Below are 18,710 nucleotides of genomic sequence, written 5' to 3'. Positions count from 1 at the left end.
GGGCTGCCAGGCGGCGTTGCCTGCAGCAGTGTACCCGGAGCGCCGACGCGCCTCATCAGGGACGTGGCAGGATCAACTCACCGTTCCAGAGCAGACCGTCTTCGAGCCCCTTTCCGAGCGGCGCGACCACGTCAACGGACACTTCGCGAAGGAGCACCTCGTCCACCCAGATGCTGTCCGCACGAGGGGTCGACCCGTTGATGACCAGGCCGACCTCCAGCTCGCGAGAGGGTGCATCGAACTCCGACCGGATCAACGACCAATCGTCGCATAGCGTGGTGGCTCCGATAGCGGAAGCCGTTGCGGCATAGGACTCGCTGCCGGTCATGGGGTCCCTGAACCGAACGCCGATGAACGCGTGACATTTCTGCGGGCCCCGGTTATAGTACCAGAAGCTGAGGGCGTAACGCCTTCCGGGGCGCAGGGTCCCTGCCGCCACGTCCAGAATGACGTTGTGGTCGCTCTTCACGCCTTCGTAGGCCCCTCCAGCAACGGCCCTGTGAGCGCTGCGGTCATCAAAGCTCCTGTGAATGACGATCGCATCCGTGTCCGAGACGAACCGCCCTTCGCTCAAGATCAAGCTGTCCAGCATCCCGCGCACACGGGCGCTCATCTGCTGGCGTTCATCCTTGAACAAGTCGGAATAGCTGATCTTCCAAAGGGTGAGATCACCGGCCTTTCCGATGGATGTGGCATCCTGCAACAGCCGGGACTCCGCCTCTTTCAGCGGGGAACCACAGGTCAACAACCAGAACTCGTCGGTGCTGTTGAACCGCTTCCCCAGTGGACGATCATACCATGGCGGTGTTAGCAGACCGATCTGCTCACGGACCTCATCGATGGATGTGCGGGACATGCTCGCGGCCAGCATCGGCACACCGGTGCGATAGGCGAAGACACATGCGGCGCGCAACGAGGGGTTCTCATAGGGGATCGAGAGGTACTCGCCGCCCTGCTGGAAATAGGGCAACGGGATGAGGGCACGAGGCCGGTCGGCAGGAATGGACATCAACAGTTCGTTCATGCCGGGTGGCGCGCCTCCTTCGGAGAACTCGTTCGGATATTCCGAGGCCCATCGGCCGAAGAAGTTCTGGAAATAATACCCCTCGAACAGGGCCAGGGCCGGGAATGCGCACAGCGCAACAGTCGCCAAGCGTTTCGGTGCCATCGAAGTGGCGGTTCTCCGAATGTGCCAGAGCAGAGCCGGTATGGCGACCCCGCATACGAAGAAGAACGGCCAGGCGAATCGTGCCGGGGCGCGGAACTGGGGGATAAGGGGCATATGCCATAGCACATCATCCGGAAGCCAAACGAAAGGGAGCCCGAAGGCGAAGAGCAACAACATGAAGGAAGCGAACAAGAGCCCGACCACGGGGCGCACGGGGCTCGGGATGGCGGGCCATTGTGCACCTCCCGTGCGCCTTCGGGCAAGGACAAGCCAAAGCCCAAGCCACAGCAGGACCAGACCACCGACCCACGTAGCGGCGCCCAGGTAGCACTGCGCCTCCTGCGTGATCTGTACCGGCTCTCCGAACAGTGCGGTGTCCAGGGGCGAAGCCACCCATTCATAGGGCCGGAGAAGTCCGCCCAGGTCGGCCGTATACTCCGTGAACCCGGAGGGGTGCTCCGGTCTGTTGGGGTGCGGGTCCGTGGCCTTCAGATGGAGCATATAGATGCAGACCGGAAGAGCGGCGCTGGCAAGCAGGCGGAGGGATGGCCTGAGCCCGCCTTGACGCCCCAGCATCCAAAGGCCATGGAGCGCGACCATTCCCGCCGCCATGGCCGCGAGATACAGGTGGACCGCATGGACGAGCAGGAGCACGCCGATGAGCAGGGCGAGCGGTCCCCACCGGCGCCCGCCGCGCTCCCAGCGAAGGACAAGCAGCAACATGAGCGGGATCACCCACGATGCGGCGAGCGCATAATGTCCGAGGAGACGGAAGTGCTGCGGTGAGGTGAGCGCGATCCCGACCGCGGCGATCATAGCGAACCACCAGGGCACGAGCAGGATGAGCATCACCTCCATGATCAGTATCGCGGTGAGCGGGATGCCAATGAGCATGAACAGGTTCACTGCCGTGACACCCTCCTCCCGTAGGGACGGCTGCAGGAGCGATGCGACCCGAAGCCCGTTGCTCAGCAGTGGAATGGCGTCCGGCATGTCGATGTGCTCTCCAAAGGGCGCGTTCATCCCCTCGAAGGCCAGCATGCTGCTGTCATGCTTCAGATGCCAGGCCACGGTGAAGTAGTTCTTCGTGCCGTCATATCCCACGTTGAAGCTGTAAGCCCCGGGATCGCGCAGCGCGGCATGCCAATGCGGCCACAGGAAGAGCATCGTCGCGGACAGGACCACCAACGAACGCAGAAGCACGTGTGGAGCGCGGATCATTCGATGATCACCTCCTGCACCTCGCCCACCAGGTCTTTGGCGGGGAAGGGGATGTAGCCCTGGTCGAACGGCGTGCCCGGCCACCAGCGCGTGTTGTGCCACTCCTGGGTCACGATCAGATGCATTTGCACGTTGCTCACCTCGGTGACCGTGTTGTTCATGTAGGCCACGGTGCGCAGGTGCTCCAGGTCCGGGCCGATGCGCCAGAAGATCTCCTGCGGCCGCCAGTCGATCTCGAACCAGTAGTGGTCGCCCCCGAAGAGCTCGCGGTCCGGCGCCTCGGTCTTCTGGGTGATCGCGCGGTAGTTGTGGTCCCAGCGATGGTTCACATAGGTGTTGCCATCCTTATCGATCGCGTGGCAACCCACGTCGAAGTCCTCGGGGTCGTGGCAGGCCATGTCCCAGTTGGTGCAGGCCACGGTGATCATGCCTCGGCCGTCGGTGCGGGTGTCGCTGGTGCTGTAGGTCCAGGCGTTGCGGTCGTCCGGCAGGGCCAACTGCTGCGGGTAGGTGGGCGGAAAGGCGCGGTCCGGACAGTACGATGGTGTCTTGAGGATCTCGAAGTCGATCTCCGAGTACGCGACGCGGGGCACGCGCTGGTCGTTGTCGCCCCCATAGTAGTTGGCCATGTAGCCGTCCTTCCCGCATGGACGGCGCAGACCGCCTGGCGCCCCGTCGTAGATGAGCCAGATGGCGTTGGTGAGGCCCACCCACATGTCCGAGTCGTTCAGCAGCCGCGTGAGCTTGCACTTCACGCGGTAGCGGCCATAGGCCAGGCCGTGCCGCGAACGGATGCCCACGTTCTCCTTGCGCCAGTCGCCATCGGTGCTCGCGGGGTTGCGCAGCTCGATCACGTGGCGCTCCGGATCGCTGCGCACCGTGCTGCACGGCGTAGGCGCCACCATGGGGCGAAGGCCCACCATCTGGTCCGCGGGGAAGAAGCAGCGGTAGCGGTCGTGGTCCGCCGGGGTGTATTCGTTGCCCAGGACATCGGCGATCAGCGGGATGTTGGCGAACCGCGTGCTGGCGTCCACGTAGTGGATGAATTGCTCGAACGGTGCTTGGGCTGAGAGCTTCGGGTCGTTGCCGCAGACCGCCGAGAAGGCCGATCGGTCCCCTGCGTGTTCGGGCCGAACATGAATGCCTGCGCCGAGCGGGGGTCGCGCCTCCACCTTCAGCCGCTGGGACGCGATGCGCACCTCCGCCCCATTGAGGCGTGCGCCCGGGCCGCTGATCCAGTACCAGAAAGGGTCCATGTGCCGCCCTTCCAGCGTGCGGCGGATGTCCTGCACCTCTGCGGCGGGCGGTGTGCGGGCGAAGTCGGTCTCGGGCACCACCACGAGCATGAGCACGTACTCGCCGACGCGTGGGTTGCGTGACCAGCGCGCCGGCCGGCCCCGGTCATCGCGGTGTTCGGGCTGGTCGCGCGGATCGCCCCGGATGCGGAACGCGTCGGTGACCGTGATGCCCTCCCTGGAGGCCGGAGGGCTCAGGCGGAACCCCTCGCCGGCATCCTCCCAGCTGCCGTAGAAGTTCTCGTGGGCCAGGTGGTGTTGCTTACCGTCAGGGGCCGTGTGGGTGAACTTGTAGCTGTCGTTGAGGTAGTAAAGCTTGTAGTGGAACCGCGCGCCCGTGCCGGTGGTGTCGCGCAACGTGAAGCGGAAGGTGAAGCGCCCTTCGGCCACCTGGCGTGCGCTGGGCACCACGAAGCCGCTGTCGAGCGCATCGGTGTAGTCCATCGCGATCACCGCCACACCGGTGTCGTTCACCGGCCAGTTGGTGAGGGCGGTGAACTCCTGCAGCGCACCGGGCCCCTGCGCGGGCCGCACGCCACAGGCCGCGAACAGCAAGGGCAGACCTGCGCCGAAGGCCATGGCGATGCGATGCGGAAGGGAGCGCGCGCGGTTCATGGGGCGGTGATGCGGATCAGTGCGCCGCGGGGGGCGGGTGTATCAGCGACCCTGTGGCCGCCGTCCGCTGCGGGGTCCACGTCGTATCCCACGATGCGCAGCCCGCCTGGATCAGCGGACACCTGGACCCGCTCGAAGCCGAGCAGATCGCCGGTGGTGGTGCACCACGGGCGCACGAGGTAGCGCGCCTGTCCGGCGCCATCGATCAATCGCGCGACGCCGTCACCCGGAGCGTAGCGCCACCGGTAGGGCCCGTCGGGCAGCGCAATGAGCGCGGTCGCTTCAGGCGGGGCATCGCCGACCCGCACACCGGCCTGCACGGGATCCGCCGCACCCAGGCACTCCACGGTGGCGAAGGGTAGCGGACGGGTCGTGCGAGCGCTGTCCTCCAGGTCGTGCGCGCGGATGCTGTCCCGGCCCAGGACATCCCCGCTGCGGAACACCACGTCCATGTCGTCGATCCATACTTCGTGGTGATGACGGTTCCACAGATAAAAGGTCACCACATCATCCGGAGAAACCCCGGACCCCCGCAGGGGAAACTCCGCTTGAAGGCGTTGCCAGGTCCGAGGCGTGTGCTCATGCGCCTTCAGGTCCTTCCCGAACCAGGCGATCTCGTTCTTGCCGCGGATGATGGTGACCACGATCGAGAGGCCCGGTTCGTTCGAAGAACACCAGAGACCCACCCCGATCGATGTGAGCGGTGCGCCCACATCACCGGCCCGTCGTCGGATGGAGGGGCCATATTCATCAGTGGCGCGCAGATACATTGAACGTCGCCCGCTTCGCGCGGTCCCGCTCACCAGCATGGCGCTGTCCGCCGAAGACTCCATGTCGAAGTGGAGGTTGGGGCGCACCCTGCGGTCGCCGATGGCGATGGATGGTCCGGAGCGTGCGGCCACCGGCCGATCGAACGGCGGCGGGTCGTTCGTTGTCAGTGTGCGGCCGTCGGATATGAGGGGTGCGCCGCCTTCGGAGGGCATGGCCTTCGAAGCGGGTCCGGCGGGCCGTCGCACGGTATCGCGCAGGTCGCGGAGCTCCTGCTTCACGGCATCGCGCCGCAGCAGGGTGAGCGCGGCGGCGGCCACCGCAAGCAGCAGCGCGAACAGGAGCAACGGTCGACGGCGCGGCATCGGTGCGGTGCTCATTCGATCATCACCCCGCGCACCTTCATCAGCGGCAGCGGGGTGAAGTTGGCCTCCTGGATGCTCTCCGGCAGGAAGATGTACTTCTTGTCGTGCAGTTGTCCGTTCGCATAGAAGCTCAGCCAGTACTGGTTGTTGAGGCCGAAGAGCTCCTCCATGATGGGTTCGATGCGCGCCCAGCTTTGTGGACCGAGCTTTCCAAGGAAGTGCCGCATCTCACTGGTGCGACGCGCTTCGCCTGCGAGCTCGCCGTAGCCGCGCGAACTGATGAGCACGTTCTCCAGGGCGAAGCCGTTCCGGTTCACGAGATACACGTACCAGCCTTCGCCGCCTTCGGGGTCCGGCTCGCGCACCACGGCCATGGCCACGCCTTCGACCTTGGGGGGGTGGATGTCCTTGCGCATCGACCGTCAACCCTTGCGCCCGGCCAGTTCGCGGGCGATCGCGATCCAGTGGAACACGTCCTGCGGGTGGCCCTCCTCGTTCACTTCCTCGCGCTTCATGCCGGTGCGCACCAGCACCAGGTCCTCATGCGGGATCACCACCACGTACTCGCCGTGGAAGCCCCGGCAGTAGTGGATGGGCCTGCCCTCCAGCTCGGCCAGCCACCAGAAGTAGCCGTAGCGGGCGTTGGGCCGGCCTTTGTCCATCACCTTCGCCGGCGTCACCGAAGCGAGGAAGAAGTCGCGCGGCACGATCTCGCGGCCCTTCCACATCCCGCTGTCCAGATATAGCTGGCCGATGCGGCCGAAGTCGCGCGCCGTGGCGTACAGGCAGCAGAAGGCCTTGAAGTCGCCGTCCGCGCGGTCCTTGCCCCAGGATGCCGGATGCTCGCAGCCCAGCGGCCCCCAGAGCTTCTCGGCCACCAGTTCGTCCAGCGGACGCTTCCAGGCGGCCTCCAGCACTTCGGCCATGATCTGTGTGGCGCCGCTGATGTAGTCGAGCTCCTGCCCGGGCGCAATTCGGCAGGGCTGGTCGAGGCTCAGTTCGCGCACGTTGGTGCCGTAGTATCCCTTGGCGTTGTCGCTGAAGGGGTCGGCGCCGCTCTCGCCCCAGTCCAGCCCGGTGCTCATGGTCAGCACATGCTCGATCGTGATCGCCCCGTGGCAGGGGTCCATCGCGGTGAACTCCGGCAGGAAGTCGCTCACGGGCTGCTGCACGCTCGTGATCACGCCCTCCTTGATCGCGATGCCGGTGAGCACGCTCACGTAGCTCTTCGCCACGCTGAAGCTGTTGCTGACGCTGTCGGCGTCCCAGCCGTTCCAGTACTTCTCGAAGATGAGGCTGTCGTGCTGGAACACGGCAAAGCCCACGCTGTAAAGCTCGTTGAGCTGTTGTTCCTGCTCGGGCTTCAGGGCCAGGCGGCCGTATCGCGCGCCGGTGGGCCAGGGCTGTGGCGCGGCGTTCGGGATGGTGCTGTAGGGGAAGAAGTCGCGGTCGTCGATCTCCGGCGCCGTGCGGCCGATGAGGTAGGTGTAGCGCACGCCACGGGGGATGTGGCCGTTGCCGGTGGCATAGGCCAGCACGATCAGGAACGCGACGAGGCCGATGGTCCAGAGCAGGATCTTCTTCAGCAGGCGCATGGCGGGCAGGGATGGCCGAAGGTAGGGCCTCGCGCGAAGGCCGGGCGTCGGTCCGCACCGGGGTGGGCACTACATTCGTAATGGCCGGGCTGGACACGGCCGGACGCACATGAGCTGGCGCAATGTGATCCTTGGTGCCGTGACCGTGGGATGCTGGGCCTTTCCGGACGGGGAGCCCTGCGCGCAGTCCGGTCCGCCCTTCGATGTCCTGCGCGCGTCGTTCGAGGCTCGGTTCGCCGAGCGTCCCGTCCTGCGCGGATCCGGCTTCACCAAGTACAAACGCTGGGAGGCCTACTGGGAACCGCGCGTGCTGCCCGATGGCCGCTTCCCTTCGAGTGATGTGCTGATGAAGGCGTGGGCCGACCACGTGTCCGCGCATCCCGCCGCTCCCAAGGCCGCTGCCGACTGGGTGGAGGAGGGCCCGACCAGCTTCGCGTTCGCCGGCTTCGGTGGCTTGGGACGCGTCAACTGCATCGCCTTTCATCCCACGGACCCCGCCACGTTCTGGGCCGGCACTCCAGGCGGGGGGCTGTGGAGAACACAGGACGCAGGGCTCTCCTGGGCCACCGCCAACAGCGACATGCCCGTGCTCGGGGTCAGTGACATCGCGGTCGATCCGACCGACCCGGACGTGCTCTACATCGCCACGGGGGATGCGGAAACGGCCTTGGTGGTGCCTTCCAGCACCAAGAGCATCGGTGTGTGGAAGAGCGTGGACGGAGGTGCGACGTGGTCCCCCACGGGCCTACAGATGGCGTTGGAGGATCAACGGTTGATCGGTCGACTGATCATCCATCCCACGAACCCCCAGGTGCTGTTCGCCGCCACATCGAACGGGGTCTGGCGCACCACGGATGCGGGCGCCACTTGGACCAACGTGCTGACGGGCTGGTTCATTGACCTGGAGTTGAAGCCGGACGACCCCGACGTCCTTCATGCATCCACCCTGAGCGCGGCCGGGTGGGCACAGGTCCATCGGTCCGTGGATGGAGGAACGACATGGTCCCAGGTCTCCGCGTTCAGCGGAGCGAGCCGCATCGCCATCGCCGTCACCCCCGCGATGCCCGACCTGGTGATGGCCGTGGCCGCCGATCTGCAGGGCCTCGGTGGTTTGGAAGGCGTGCACTACTCCACCAACGGTGGCGCCAGTTACACGCAGGCGATCGATGGCACCTGCTCCAACAACCTGTTGAACAGAAGCTTCGATGCATCGGCGTGCGGTGGGCAGGGCGTGTTCGACCTGGTCGCCGCACTGGATCCGCTGGACCCCGTGCGACAATGGATCGGTGGCATCAACTTCTGGCGCAGTGGGAACGCCGGTGCGAGCTGGCAGCTCAACAGCATGTGGACCACCGATGCGCAACACAATCCCAACGGCACGCCCTTCCTTCACTCGGACAAACATTGCCTGGTCTTCCACCCCCAGTACCCCCAGGTTGTCCTGGCCTGCAGTGACGGCGGTCTGCACCTCACCAACGACCAAGGGCTCACCTGGTACGACCGCAGCAGTGGCATGGGCATCAGCCAGATGTACCGGGTGGGCCTGTCCGCCAGCGAGCCCAACAGGGCGCTTTGCGGGTTGCAGGACAATGGTCTGAAGCAGCTCCAGGGCGGATCCTGGACCGATCACATCCCGGGCGATCACATGGAGTGCATCATCGACCCGCTGGACGCTGACGTGCAGTATTCCTGCGCCTTGACCGGACTGCTATACCGAACGGTCGACAATTGGTCCAGCCGCGAGCGCATCGCCGACAATATTCCGGGGTTCTCGGACTTTCTTCAACAGCATGGCTACGGCCCGGGCGCATGGGTGACGCCCCTGGTGATGGACCCGGCGGACCATCATGTCCTGCTCATCGGCCTGAACGAGGTCTGGCGCACGGCCGATCAAGGCGCTTCGTGGATGCCCATCTCCTCGCTCAACAGCAGCACACCCCTGCGCTCGCTGTCCATCGCCCCATCGAACAGCGCGGTCATCCACGCTGCCACGTACGACACCCTGTACAGCACCACGGACGGGGGATCGACCTGGATGGTGCGGTCGACCTCCGCGATTTCCGGTGTGCCCGGACTGGCGATGACCAGCGTGGCGGTCAGTGCGGCGGACGCCTCCGGACTATGGGTCACCTTCAGTGGATACACGGCAGGGACCAAGGTCTTCCGTTCGGATGACGGGGGCGTCTCCTGGTCCAACATCTCGGGAACTCTGCCCAACGTGCCGGTCAATTGCATCGCACCGGTGGCGGGAAGCACCAACGCCGTATACATCGGCACCGACCTGGGCGTGTTCCGGACGGAGGATGGCCTGCAGGATTGGACCGCCTACGACCACGGTCTGCCGCGCGTGCAGGTGAACGACCTGGAAGTGAGCTACGCGACGGACAGGCTCTATGCGGCCACCTTCGGTCGAGGACTGTGGAGCAGTCCCTTGGCCGAACCGATCGCCGGAACGGCGGAAGAGGCCACGCCGGATCGCCTCCTCGTCGCGCAAGGGCCGTTCCCCGGCTCGATCACGGTGTGCCCGCCACGGTCTTGCGGTGGCCGTGTCGATGTGTTCACCTCCACCGGTCAGCGCGCCCGATCCCTGGATGCGCGCGGCTCCTCGGTCGTGGTCGACCTGGGCGGATGTGCGCCAGGTGTGTTCACCGTATTGTGGACGTGCTCGGACGGAGGGCGGCTTGCCGCGCGATGGCTGCACCGCTGAATCCCTCACCCACCGATCCGCAGCAGGGCTGATACCTCGGCGAAGAGGTGTTGCCAGGTCCAGCCGGGCTCGGACCACAGCCATTCGTAGCGCGCGGTGAGGCCCATGTTAAGGTGAAGCAGGACCACCACCACGATGCCGGCCAAAAGCCGGACGGACAGGCCGCGCCGCTGGACCGCCCCCACCGCCCATGCCAGCGGGACCGCCAGCAGGCCGTAGAGGTCCACGAACCCGCGGTGCCCGAAGGAGCATCCCAGGAACCAGCACCACCATGCGCTGTAGAGCAGCAGTGTGGCCATCACCAGGAGCAGCACGGTGCGTGCCGGAGGTCGGCCCACCCAGGCCGCGCGTACCAGCACGGCCAGCACGGGGATGAAGAGCGGGGAGTATACGAGCCAGCCGTTGCGGACACTGAACAGCACCATGCCCGGGACCATCCGGTCCCACTCGAAGTGCTCTCCCTTGCGGCCGTATGTGAAGACGAGCAGCTGGTCCGTCGCCTGGAACCAGTAGGCCATCTGCAGCATCCAGGGCACGAGCGAAAGGCCCAACCCCACCAGGAAGGCCCGGCGGTGCTCCAGCACATTCCTCCACAGGACCCCAAGCCCGCTGACGCCACCCGCCAGCAGCAGGGGCAGGGGCAGGCAGATCCCGTTCAACGGACGGATGAGCAGGAGAAGGGCGCCGCTCACGGGCAGCAGCAGGGCATGCACCGCGCGGCCTCCATGGAGCAACTGCACAGAGCACCACGCGTAGGTGCCGATGAGCAGGAAAGAGAGCAGGTGCGACATGCTGCTCTGCACCACGGCATAGTGGAACAGGTTGGTGCCGGCGAACAGCAGCACGGTGGCGGCCAACGCGGGCATGGTGGCGCTGTACCCGCGTGCCAGCCGGAAGGCCACCACACAGCCGGCCCCGGCGTACAGCGCCGAGCCGAACATGAAGGCCACCGCGTACGGCGCGGAGAAGCCGTCCATCGCATAGCCGAAGGCCCAGGCCGCGGCATGGCCCAGCAGGAAGAAGGGCGCCCACAGCACGGCGGCCCCGAGGGTGAACATGCTGAGCCACCGGCCGTCCTCCAGCTGGTGGCACCAGTACATCTTGTCCACCGCATGGTCCACGAACACCGCTGGCAGCCACTGGTAATAGCCCAGGGTGTCCGTCTTGTGGCTCAGGAAGCGCACCGGGTCTTCTCCATGGAAGGCCCATTGCAGGTGGAAGCTGCAGACGGCCACCAGCAGGAAGAGCGCGACCTGCAGGTCGCGCTCCCACCGCTCCATGGGCGTGGATGCCAGCGGCATGCGGTGAAGGTAGGGCGCGGTGCTCAACGGGGTGTTCCCACCAGCTCCACGTCGAACAGGTCGGCCAGCTCCAGGGTCATCCGCTGCTTCACGGCGTCCAGGTCGACCGCCTCGCCCAGCTCGTGCGCCATGCTGGTGACGCCCTTGTCGCGGATGCCACAGGGCACGATGTTCCCGAAGTAGGTCAGGTCCGTGTTCACGTTCAGCGCCAGTCCGTGCATGGTGACCCAGCGGCTGGCGCGGATGCCGAATGCGCAGATCTTCCGGGCCCTGACCGGGTCCTCGGCGTCCAGCCACACCCCGGTGAGCCCTGTGATGCGGCCGGCCCGGATTCCATAGGCCTCCAGCGTGCCGATCACCGCCTCCTCCAACGTGCGCAGAAAGCGGTGGATGTCGGTGAAGTGATGGTCCAGGTCGAGGATCGGGTACACCACCAACTGCCCGGGGCCGTGGTAGGTGATGTCGCCTCCGCGGTCGATGGGGAAGAACTGCACGCCCTTCTCCCGCAGGCCCTGTTCGTTCAACAGCAGGTGGCTCTGCTGCCCGCTCTTGCCCAGGGTGTACACGTGCGGATGCTCGCAGAACAGCAGGTGGTCCCGGGTCGGCCGCTGCTCTTCCACAGGCAGCGTGCGGTTGGCCAGCTTGATGTCGATCGTCTCCTGGAAGAGCCGCTTCTGCAGGTCCCACGCCGCAGCGTAGTCGATGAGGCCGAGGTCGCGGAAGTGGATCTGTCGCATGTTCACCGCAGAGGCGCGGGGTCGCAAAGGTCGCAAGGCATTGCCAAGGACGGCCTTATTCTGGTAGCCCGTTCACCACGCGACGCAGGCCTTTCTTCAGAAGCGCTTCATTGAAGTTGATGAGCAAGCCCAACTGGCATCCCGTCAACTTCAGATAGGTCAGTAACTGAGCGATGTGACTATCGTGCAAGGCCTCAACAGCCTTCACTTCAACGATGACCAGGCCTTCGACGATCAGGTCAAGCCGGAGTACCGCCCCCAGGTCTTTGCCGCGGAATGCGATGGGCACCGGAACCTGTTGTTCGACACGTAAGCCCATGTCCTTTAGGACTTGTACTAGGCACAGCTCATAGACGCCCTCGAGTAGACCAGGACCCAGTTCGCGATGAACCTCGATAGAAGCCTGAATGATCTGCGAACTGATCTCGTTATGCATCATTCCTTTGCGCCCTCTGCGTCTTGGCGCCTCTGCGGTGAGGCCGATCACTTCACCTCCGCCAGCTTCCCCTTCAGCATGTTGATCACCGCGATCTCCGTGGGGTCCACCCCCTTCTTCTCGGCCCAGTAGAAGCTCACCCAGTCGCCCAGGTTGATCAGGTACAGCTGCCGTGCGAAGGCCGTGTCGCCCTGGCTCCACACGTCGTGGATGTGCGGGGTGTGCCTGCGGAAGACCTCCTTGTTGATCTCCATGCGGATCTGGCTCCGCTCATGATCCTCCTTGTGGCGGAAGATCAGCACGGCGATGTCGTCCTTGCCTCCGGCCCAGCCCACGAGTTCGTTGTGGTTCATCTCCGGGATGGCGTGGTGCCAGCAGAGCTCCTTGCTGTTCTCGTTCACCTGCTGCCGGAAGCGGATGCTCACCGCCTCGGTGCTCGCCTCGCTGTAGATCACCAACCGCTTGCCGAAAAGCTGCTCGGTGAGGGTCAGTGCTGCCTTCTTGATGGCTTCCTTCTCGTCCTCCAGCATGTTCGCCGCAGTGCGGATCGCGCCCTCGAAGCCGTCGCCGATGATGCCGAAGTGATGCAGCACGAAGAACTGCTGCACCAGCGAGTAGGCCAGCATGGTGCGGGGCGGGTTGCCGCCGGGGATCACGATGTGGTCGAGGCCCCGGGCCTTCGCCATCTCCAGCATGGTGCCCCCGCTGGTGATCACCACCACACGGGCGCCCTTGCCCAATGCCTGCTCCATGGCGGCCAGCGTCTCCTCGGTGTTGCCGCTGTAACTGCACGCGATCACCAGGCTCTTGTGGTCCACGTAGCCCGGCAGGTAGTAGTTGTTGTACACCTCGATGGTGCACCTGGCCTCCTTGTGCACCAGCTGCGCCGCGATGCGCCCGCCGATGCCGCTGCCGCCCAGGCCGGTGACGACCACGTTGCCGTACGGCCCGCCGGCAGGCTTCAACTGGGCCTTGCGGCCGATCTCCAGGGCTTCCTTCAGTTGCTTCGGAAAGGCGTCGATGAGGGTGTGCATGCGCGGAACGCCGGAGCCCGGCGGGGATGGTGTGGCGTTGACGGGTCGAAATTAGGCCGCTCATACGGTCGGGCGGCTTCGTGAGTTGCCCGGTAACTTCGCGGCCCCTTCCGTCCGATCATGTCCCACGCCCTTTCCGACCAGGAGCTCGTTCGCCGCGACGCGCTGCAGAAGCTCCGCGCCCTCGGCATCGACCCCTTCCCCGCGGCCGAATTCCCGGTCACTGCCACGGCCGACCGGGTCAAGGGTCTGTTCACGGAGGGCGGCGAGCCCGCCCAGGTGACCATCGCCGGACGCCTGATGAGCGTGCGGGTGATGGGCAAGGCCAGCTTCGCCGTGCTGCGCGACCACACCGGGGACCAGCAGATCTACGTGGCCCGCGACGAAGTGTCGCCCGGCGAGGACAAGACCCTGTACGACGAGGTGTGGAAACACCTGCTGCACCTGGGCGACTTCCTCGGTGTGCAGGGCCACGTCTTCAAGACCCGCACCGGCGAGATCACCGTGCATGTGAAGCGGCTCACCGTGCTGGGCAAGGCCCTGCGCCCGCTGCCCGTGGTGAAGACCGATGACCAGGGCCAGGTGCACGATGCGTTCACCGACCCCGAACAGCGCTACCGCATGCGCTATGTGGACCTGAACGTGAACCCCGGCGTGCGGGACACCTTCCTCAAGCGCTCGCGCATCGTCAGCGCCATGCGCGCCTTCATGGCCGAGAGCGGCTATCTGGAGGTGGACACCCCCGTGCTGCAGCCCATCCCCGGCGGTGCCGCCGCGCGCCCCTTCGTCACGCACCACAACGCGCTGGACACCCCCCTCTACCTGCGCATCGCCAACGAGCTCTATCTCAAACGCCTCATCGTGGGCGGCTTCGAGGGCGTGTTCGAGTTCAGCCGCAACTTCCGCAACGAGGGCATGGACCGCACGCACAACCCGGAGTTCACCATCATGGAGCTGTACGTGGCCTGGCGCGACTACCGCTGGATGATGGACTACATGGAGCGCATGCTGGAGCGGGTGTGCGTCGCGGCCAACGGAGGCCCGACGGCCACCTTCGGGGCGAACACCATCCACTTCGCCGCACCCTTCAAGCGCATCACCATGTGCGGGTCGATTCAGGAGAAGACCGGCGCCGATGTGCTGGCGATGGACGAGGAGGCGGTGCGCCGGCTCTGCGTGCAGCACGGCATCGAGGTGGCGCCCATGATGGGCAAGGGCAAGTTGATCGACGAGCTCTTCAGCGCCCTGGTGCAGCCGGAGCTGATCCAGCCCACGTTCGTCACCGACTTCCCGGTGGAGATGAGCCCGCTGTGCAAAAAGCACCGCGACGATGCGCGCCTCACCGAGCGCTTCGAGCTGTTCGTGAACGGCTTCGAGCTGGCCAACGCCTATAGCGAGCTCAACGACCCCATCGACCAGCGTGAACGCTTCGAGGAGCAGCTCAAGCTGCAGCAGCGCGGCGATGACGAGGCCATGTTCATCGACCAGGATTTCCTGCGTGCCCTGGAGTACGGCATGCCGCCCACCAGCGGTGTGGGCATCGGCGTGGACCGCCTGGTGATGCTGCTGACGAACAACCCCGCCATCCAGGAGGTGCTGCTGTTCCCGCAGATGCGGCCGGAGAAGTTCGAGTAAGGTCGCACAGGCATCCTGCCTATGCCTCGCACCTGCGCAGGCGGGACGCCTGTGCGACGCTGCGGCTATCGTACCTGCTCCACCTTGGTCATCACATCGCCCACCTCCAAGCGCCGGGCCACCACATGCCTGCTCTTCCCACAGATGCGGCCGGAGAAGTTCGACCGAGAGGGATCAGTTACCGGAACGCACCACCTTGATCGTGACCACCTCGCTCGTGGTCAACACCCGGACGTGGTGAAGCCCCGCGGCCAAGGGGCTCAGGTCCAGGCGCATCGATCGGTCTCCCTTGGTCGGAGCCATGCGCATCACCTCCGCCCCCTGCGCGTTCAGAACGCTTACCCCGCATGTGTTCGGTGGTAGGTCCAGCAACCACAGGGCTCCGTCCGTGGGGTTCGGCATCGCGCGCGCATGGTGCTCGTCGGCGCCTTGCCCGGCCGAGGTGGCCATCCCGCTATAGCGTGCGATCAACCCGTCCGAATAAGCCGAGCTGTTGAGGTGGAGGACCCCCGGTCCTGGATCCACGTCCAACGTGCCTTCAAAGGAACCGTAAAGGACCAGGTCCGATGACGCGAGGACCACGGAGCCGTAAGCATTGTCCAAGCCTGGCGCGGAAAGAGTGGATCCATTCAGGAAAGCGCCCGTGCTGTCCAACGTGATGACCAGGATATCCCCCTCACCGGAATGGACCGCCGGCCACGTCCCTGGACCGGGATCGAGGTCCAGCGGTGCTTGATAAATGCCGGTCAGGTGAACATGCCCATCGGGCCCGAGCGCGATCCCGGTACCGGTGGTGTATGCCGAGCCGCCCAAGTGGATTGACCAGACCAGATCACCTGTGGGATCCAACTTGGCGCAGAACAGATCGGAGTTACCACTGGCCGATACGGTCGTCACTCCTGGCCCGGGGTCCATATCCAACGTGCCTTCGAATGAACCGCATATGAGGCCATTGCCGTGTTCGTCCACGGCCATGTCCACGGGGATCATTTCCATGGGCAAGGCCCAGAGCAGGTTGCCTTGTTCATCGAACGTGCGGATATCCCCGTTACGGGTCACCCAGATGGTGTTGTTCGTGTCCGTCCCTAAGGCGATCCATGGTATTGGACCGATGGCACCGAGATCGCGGTACCAAAGCAGCCCGCCGTTCGGATCCAGCTTCACCAGTACGTCGGTCCCAGGGCTCGGCACAGGCAGGATGTCTGTCCCTGGCCCGGGGTCCATATCGGCCGTATCCGCCAGATCGAAGGCGAGCAGGATGTTCCCGTCCCCGTCCAGGACCATGTCCCGGCAGTGGTCGGTCGCGGAGTCTCCGAACTGGACCGCCCAGTGGAACGCCCCTGATGTGTCCAGTTTGGCAACGAACACATCGGACTTATACACGAGGTCCAGATCAATGTCATCCAACATGTATTGCCCCGGACCGGGGTCGAAGTCACTGGCTCCTGAGAACTGCCCGGCCACGATGAGGCCCCCCGCGTCGTCGGATGCGATGTTGGAGCCCCAGGTCAAGGCAGATCCGGGCGTGCCATTGCCGAGGCGGCCCGTCCACAGAAGCGAGCCGCTCGGGTCGTACTTGGCGATCGGGATCCAAGCACCGCCGGGTGAGCCGGACAGGTTCATGGTCCCGGGACCGAGGTCGAAGTCCGTGTCCCCTTGATAGAAACCGGTTGCCCAGAGATCCCCCGAGGCATCCGTGCACATGGCCAGGACAGGCGCGTTGTACGTCCCAGCCCATTGCCCGGCCCACTGAAGGCTTTGTGCGGGGCTGGAGCTCCATGGGGTCGCCATGAGGAGCGTGCCGAGCAGCATGGTCAGGTTCCGCATCACAACCCGGACGAACAGGCCCCGGCCTGGTTGCCTTCACAGCGGGCTTCCGTCGGCGGTGTGGATCGGCCCAGGCCGCAGGTGTGCATCACCGCACCTGCTCCACCTTGGTCATCACATCGCCCACCTCCAAGCGCCGGGCCACCTCCAGCCCGCTGATCACCCGCGCGAACCGCGTGTAGCGGCCGTCCAGGTGCGGGGCGGGGGAGAGCATGATGAAGAACTGGCAGCTCTCGGTGTCGCGCCCGGCGGAGGCCAGGCCCACGGCCCCTTCCACGAAGCCCTGCGGCCCCACCTCGGTGCGCAGCGTCCACGGCATGCCGCCGAAGCCGTCGCCACGCGGGCAGCCCCCTTGCGCCACGAAGTTGGGCACGATGCGGTGGAAGGCCTTGCCATCGTAGTAGCCGGCCGTGACCAGCGAATCGAAGGCCACGCAGCTCCCCGGCGCCGTGGCGGGCTCGATCGCCAGCACGATGGTGCCTTTGGCCGTGACGATGCGGTAGCGCTGACCATCGCGCAGCAGGCCCAGCCGCGCCCGATCGATCGGATGGTTGAACAGCGGCGCGGCATGTGGTGGTGATCCCTTCCCGTCGCGCCGGGCCAGGGCCTGGTCCAACAGCTGCAGCGTTTCCAGGTCGCGCACCGGATGCAGCGCGCCGCGCACCTGCGCCACCACGGCCTCGGTGAGCAGCTGCCGGAGCACCTCCGGCCGCTCCTCGGCGAGCCGCTCGCACACCGCGGCGATCAGGCCTGCATCGCCCGCGGTCAGCACCTGCCGCAACTGCCCCACGAGCCACTTGTCGCGCCCCGCCTGGTCGATCTCCCCCGCTTTGAGCTTTTCCTGGAACTGCGCCATCGAGGCCTCCAGGGCCGCCTGTCGTTCCACGGCCGGCCGGTCGCCCAGCACCACCGCCAACAAGGTGTCCTGCGGCAGCACGGGTCCCATCGCGGTCAACAACGCCGCGTTCAGGTAGGGCCCCAGGTCCTGGCGTCGCATGCTCTCCATCAGCATGCGGCAGATGACGCGCGTCTCCGGACCGGCGTGCTTCATCACCAGCCCGTACAACGGCAGCTTCACCCGGTAGTCCGCGCTCTCCTGGGCGGCCTTCCAGATGGCGTCGCCGTCCAGGTGCAGGTGGTAGCGCTGCAGTTGCTCCACGGCCACCCGACGCACCCCGGGGTCGGGGTCGGTGGTCGCGCGCTCGAGCAGCACGGGGGCCAGCAGCGTGTCCTCCTTGGCGCCGAGCGCACGGACCGCAGCGATCCGCACCTGCGGCAGACTGTCCCGCTGCACCAGCCGCAGCAGCGTATCGGTGACGGCCGGCAGGGCATGGTGCTTCAACGAGGCCACCAGGAACTGGCGCACGGCCGGGTCGCGCTCCACGTGCACGGCATGCAGCACGCTGTGCGCCGTGGGGGCCAGCACCTCGCGCGGCAGACGGGACAGGCTTTGCGCGGCACGCAACCGGATGCCGCGCTCGTCGCTCTCCAGATAACTGATGAACCAGTCGGGGTCGTGCTTGTGCAGCCGCAGCTCGGCCGCGAAGCCGACGCTGAAGAGCTGGGCCTTCACCGCGGAGTCCGGTTCCTGCTCCGCCAGCCTCAGCAGCTCGACCAGGGCCACGCTGTCCGCCACTCCGCTCAGGGCGAGGCCCGCCGCACCGCGCACCGTGGCGTCGGCATCGCGCAGGGCCTCCAGCAGGCAGGCGCGCGCCGCGCTGTCCTGCACGCTCGCCAGGGCCAGCGCCGCCGCCTCGCGCACGCCGGCCACGCTGTCCTTCAGCAGGGCGCAGAGGTCCTGCGTGCGCCGGTGGTCCTGCGCCTCCAGCACGGCCTGCAGCCGCGGGTCCGTCCACCGGCCGCCCGGCGTGGGCACGGTGCGGTCCTCCGGGGTGGTCTCCGAACAGCCCGCCAGCACAGCGGTCATCAGCAAGGGAAGGATCGCAGCGCGCATGGCGCAAAGGTGCACACCCCCGACCGTGCCAGTACCTTCGCGGCCCATTTCA

The 18,710-nt window shown here is 66.1% G+C and carries 13 protein-coding genes; 2 read left to right on the top strand and 11 right to left on the bottom strand.

Annotation, left to right across the window (positions count from 1 at the left end):
* Positions 1–55: 55 nt before the first annotated feature.
* From IPJ87_14465 to IPJ87_14445, 5 genes are read right to left on the bottom strand one after another with little or no spacing between them, the layout of a single operon-like run.
* Entirely contained in the window at positions 56–2,389 is a 2,334-nt protein-coding gene (locus tag IPJ87_14465; protein MBK7943053.1) for a hypothetical protein, read from the bottom strand.
* A complete protein-coding gene (locus tag IPJ87_14460; GenBank protein ID MBK7943052.1) occupies positions 2,386–4,299 on the bottom strand; it encodes a hypothetical protein in 1,914 nt (637 codons plus the stop codon). Before IPJ87_14460 ends, IPJ87_14465 begins: the two co-directional genes overlap by 4 nt.
* Positions 4,296–5,432 (bottom strand): hypothetical protein, encoded by a 1,137-nt coding sequence (locus IPJ87_14455; protein ID MBK7943051.1) that lies wholly within the window; start codon positions 5,430–5,432, stop codon positions 4,296–4,298. Before IPJ87_14455 ends, IPJ87_14460 begins: the two co-directional genes overlap by 4 nt.
* Positions 5,433–5,443: 11 nt before the next feature.
* Positions 5,444–5,848 carry a hypothetical protein gene (locus IPJ87_14450; protein ID MBK7943050.1) on the bottom strand — a complete coding sequence of 135 codons (405 nt, stop codon included), beginning with the start codon at positions 5,846–5,848 and terminating at the stop codon, positions 5,444–5,446.
* Between the two features lie 6 nt (positions 5,849–5,854).
* The gene (locus tag IPJ87_14445) at positions 5,855–7,027 is read right to left on the bottom strand and encodes a serine hydrolase (protein MBK7943049.1); all 1,173 of its coding nucleotides are present in this window, start codon (positions 7,025–7,027) and stop codon (positions 5,855–5,857) included.
* Between the two features lie 139 nt (positions 7,028–7,166).
* On the opposite strand from IPJ87_14445, the gene IPJ87_14440 reads away from it, so the two are divergent.
* A complete protein-coding gene (locus IPJ87_14440; GenBank protein MBK7943048.1) occupies positions 7,167–9,734 on the top strand; it encodes a hypothetical protein in 2,568 nt (855 codons plus the stop codon).
* A gap of 5 nt (positions 9,735–9,739) precedes the next feature.
* On the opposite strand, the gene IPJ87_14435 is transcribed toward IPJ87_14440, so the two are convergent.
* From IPJ87_14435 to IPJ87_14420, 4 genes are read right to left on the bottom strand one after another with little or no spacing between them, the layout of a single operon-like run.
* The gene (locus tag IPJ87_14435) at positions 9,740–11,035 is read right to left on the bottom strand and encodes a hypothetical protein (protein MBK7943047.1); all 1,296 of its coding nucleotides are present in this window, start codon (positions 11,033–11,035) and stop codon (positions 9,740–9,742) included.
* Between the two features lie 23 nt (positions 11,036–11,058).
* Positions 11,059–11,772: a lipoyl(octanoyl) transferase LipB gene (lipB, locus tag IPJ87_14430; protein MBK7943046.1), complete on the bottom strand. Its 714-nt coding sequence runs from the start codon at positions 11,770–11,772 to the stop codon at positions 11,059–11,061.
* 55 nt (positions 11,773–11,827) lie between these two features.
* Positions 11,828–12,211 carry a GxxExxY protein gene (locus IPJ87_14425; GenBank protein MBK7943045.1) on the bottom strand — a complete coding sequence of 128 codons (384 nt, stop codon included), beginning with the start codon at positions 12,209–12,211 and terminating at the stop codon, positions 11,828–11,830.
* Between the two features lie 44 nt (positions 12,212–12,255).
* Positions 12,256–13,242 (bottom strand): bifunctional phosphoglucose/phosphomannose isomerase, encoded by a 987-nt coding sequence (locus tag IPJ87_14420; GenBank protein ID MBK7943044.1) that lies wholly within the window; start codon positions 13,240–13,242, stop codon positions 12,256–12,258.
* 120 nt (positions 13,243–13,362) lie between these two features.
* Between IPJ87_14420 and lysS the strand changes: the two genes are divergently transcribed.
* Positions 13,363–14,877, top strand: coding sequence for a lysine--tRNA ligase (gene lysS / locus IPJ87_14415; protein ID MBK7943043.1), 1,515 nt, complete (start codon positions 13,363–13,365; stop codon positions 14,875–14,877).
* Between the two features lie 174 nt (positions 14,878–15,051).
* Here the strand turns inward: lysS and IPJ87_14410 are convergent, their stop codons facing one another.
* Together IPJ87_14410 and IPJ87_14405 are read right to left on the bottom strand one after the other, a co-directional pair.
* Entirely contained in the window at positions 15,052–16,704 is a 1,653-nt protein-coding gene (locus IPJ87_14410) for a T9SS type A sorting domain-containing protein (GenBank protein MBK7943042.1), read from the bottom strand.
* Positions 16,705–16,792: 88 nt separating this feature from the next.
* A complete protein-coding gene (locus IPJ87_14405) occupies positions 16,793–18,658 on the bottom strand; it encodes a peptidylprolyl isomerase (protein ID MBK7943041.1) in 1,866 nt (621 codons plus the stop codon).
* Positions 18,659–18,710: the final 52 nt, after the last annotated feature.

This window comes from Flavobacteriales bacterium (genome assembly GCA_016713875.1).
Lineage (GTDB): Bacteria > Bacteroidota > Bacteroidia > Flavobacteriales_F > PHOS-HE28 > PHOS-HE28.
This window is presented reverse-complemented; position numbering and strand designations above follow the sequence as displayed.

Bases quoted from the DNA above. Each gene is read 5' to 3' on its own strand.
- lipB (MBK7943046.1), bottom strand. From the start codon at position 11,772: ATGCGACAGATCCACTTCCGCGACCTCGGCCTCATCGACTACGCTGCG.
- IPJ87_14445 (MBK7943049.1), bottom strand. From the start codon at position 7,027: ATGCGCCTGCTGAAGAAGATCCTGCTCTGGACCATCGGCCTCGTCGCG.
- IPJ87_14420 (MBK7943044.1), bottom strand. From the start codon at position 13,242: ATGCACACCCTCATCGACGCCTTTCCGAAGCAACTGAAGGAAGCCCTG.
- IPJ87_14465 (MBK7943053.1), bottom strand. From the start codon at position 2,389: ATGATCCGCGCTCCACACGTGCTTCTGCGTTCGTTGGTGGTCCTGTCC.
- IPJ87_14425 (MBK7943045.1), bottom strand. From the start codon at position 12,211: ATGATGCATAACGAGATCAGTTCGCAGATCATTCAGGCTTCTATCGAG.
- IPJ87_14410 (MBK7943042.1), bottom strand. From the start codon at position 16,704: ATGCGGAACCTGACCATGCTGCTCGGCACGCTCCTCATGGCGACCCCA.
- lysS (MBK7943043.1), top strand. From the start codon at position 13,363: ATGTCCCACGCCCTTTCCGACCAGGAGCTCGTTCGCCGCGACGCGCTG.
- IPJ87_14460 (MBK7943052.1), bottom strand. From the start codon at position 4,299: ATGAACCGCGCGCGCTCCCTTCCGCATCGCATCGCCATGGCCTTCGGC.
- IPJ87_14405 (MBK7943041.1), bottom strand. From the start codon at position 18,658: ATGCGCGCTGCGATCCTTCCCTTGCTGATGACCGCTGTGCTGGCGGGC.
- IPJ87_14455 (MBK7943051.1), bottom strand. From the start codon at position 5,432: ATGCCGCGCCGTCGACCGTTGCTCCTGTTCGCGCTGCTGCTTGCGGTG.
- IPJ87_14450 (MBK7943050.1), bottom strand. From the start codon at position 5,848: ATGCGCAAGGACATCCACCCCCCCAAGGTCGAAGGCGTGGCCATGGCC.
- IPJ87_14435 (MBK7943047.1), bottom strand. From the start codon at position 11,035: ATGCCGCTGGCATCCACGCCCATGGAGCGGTGGGAGCGCGACCTGCAG.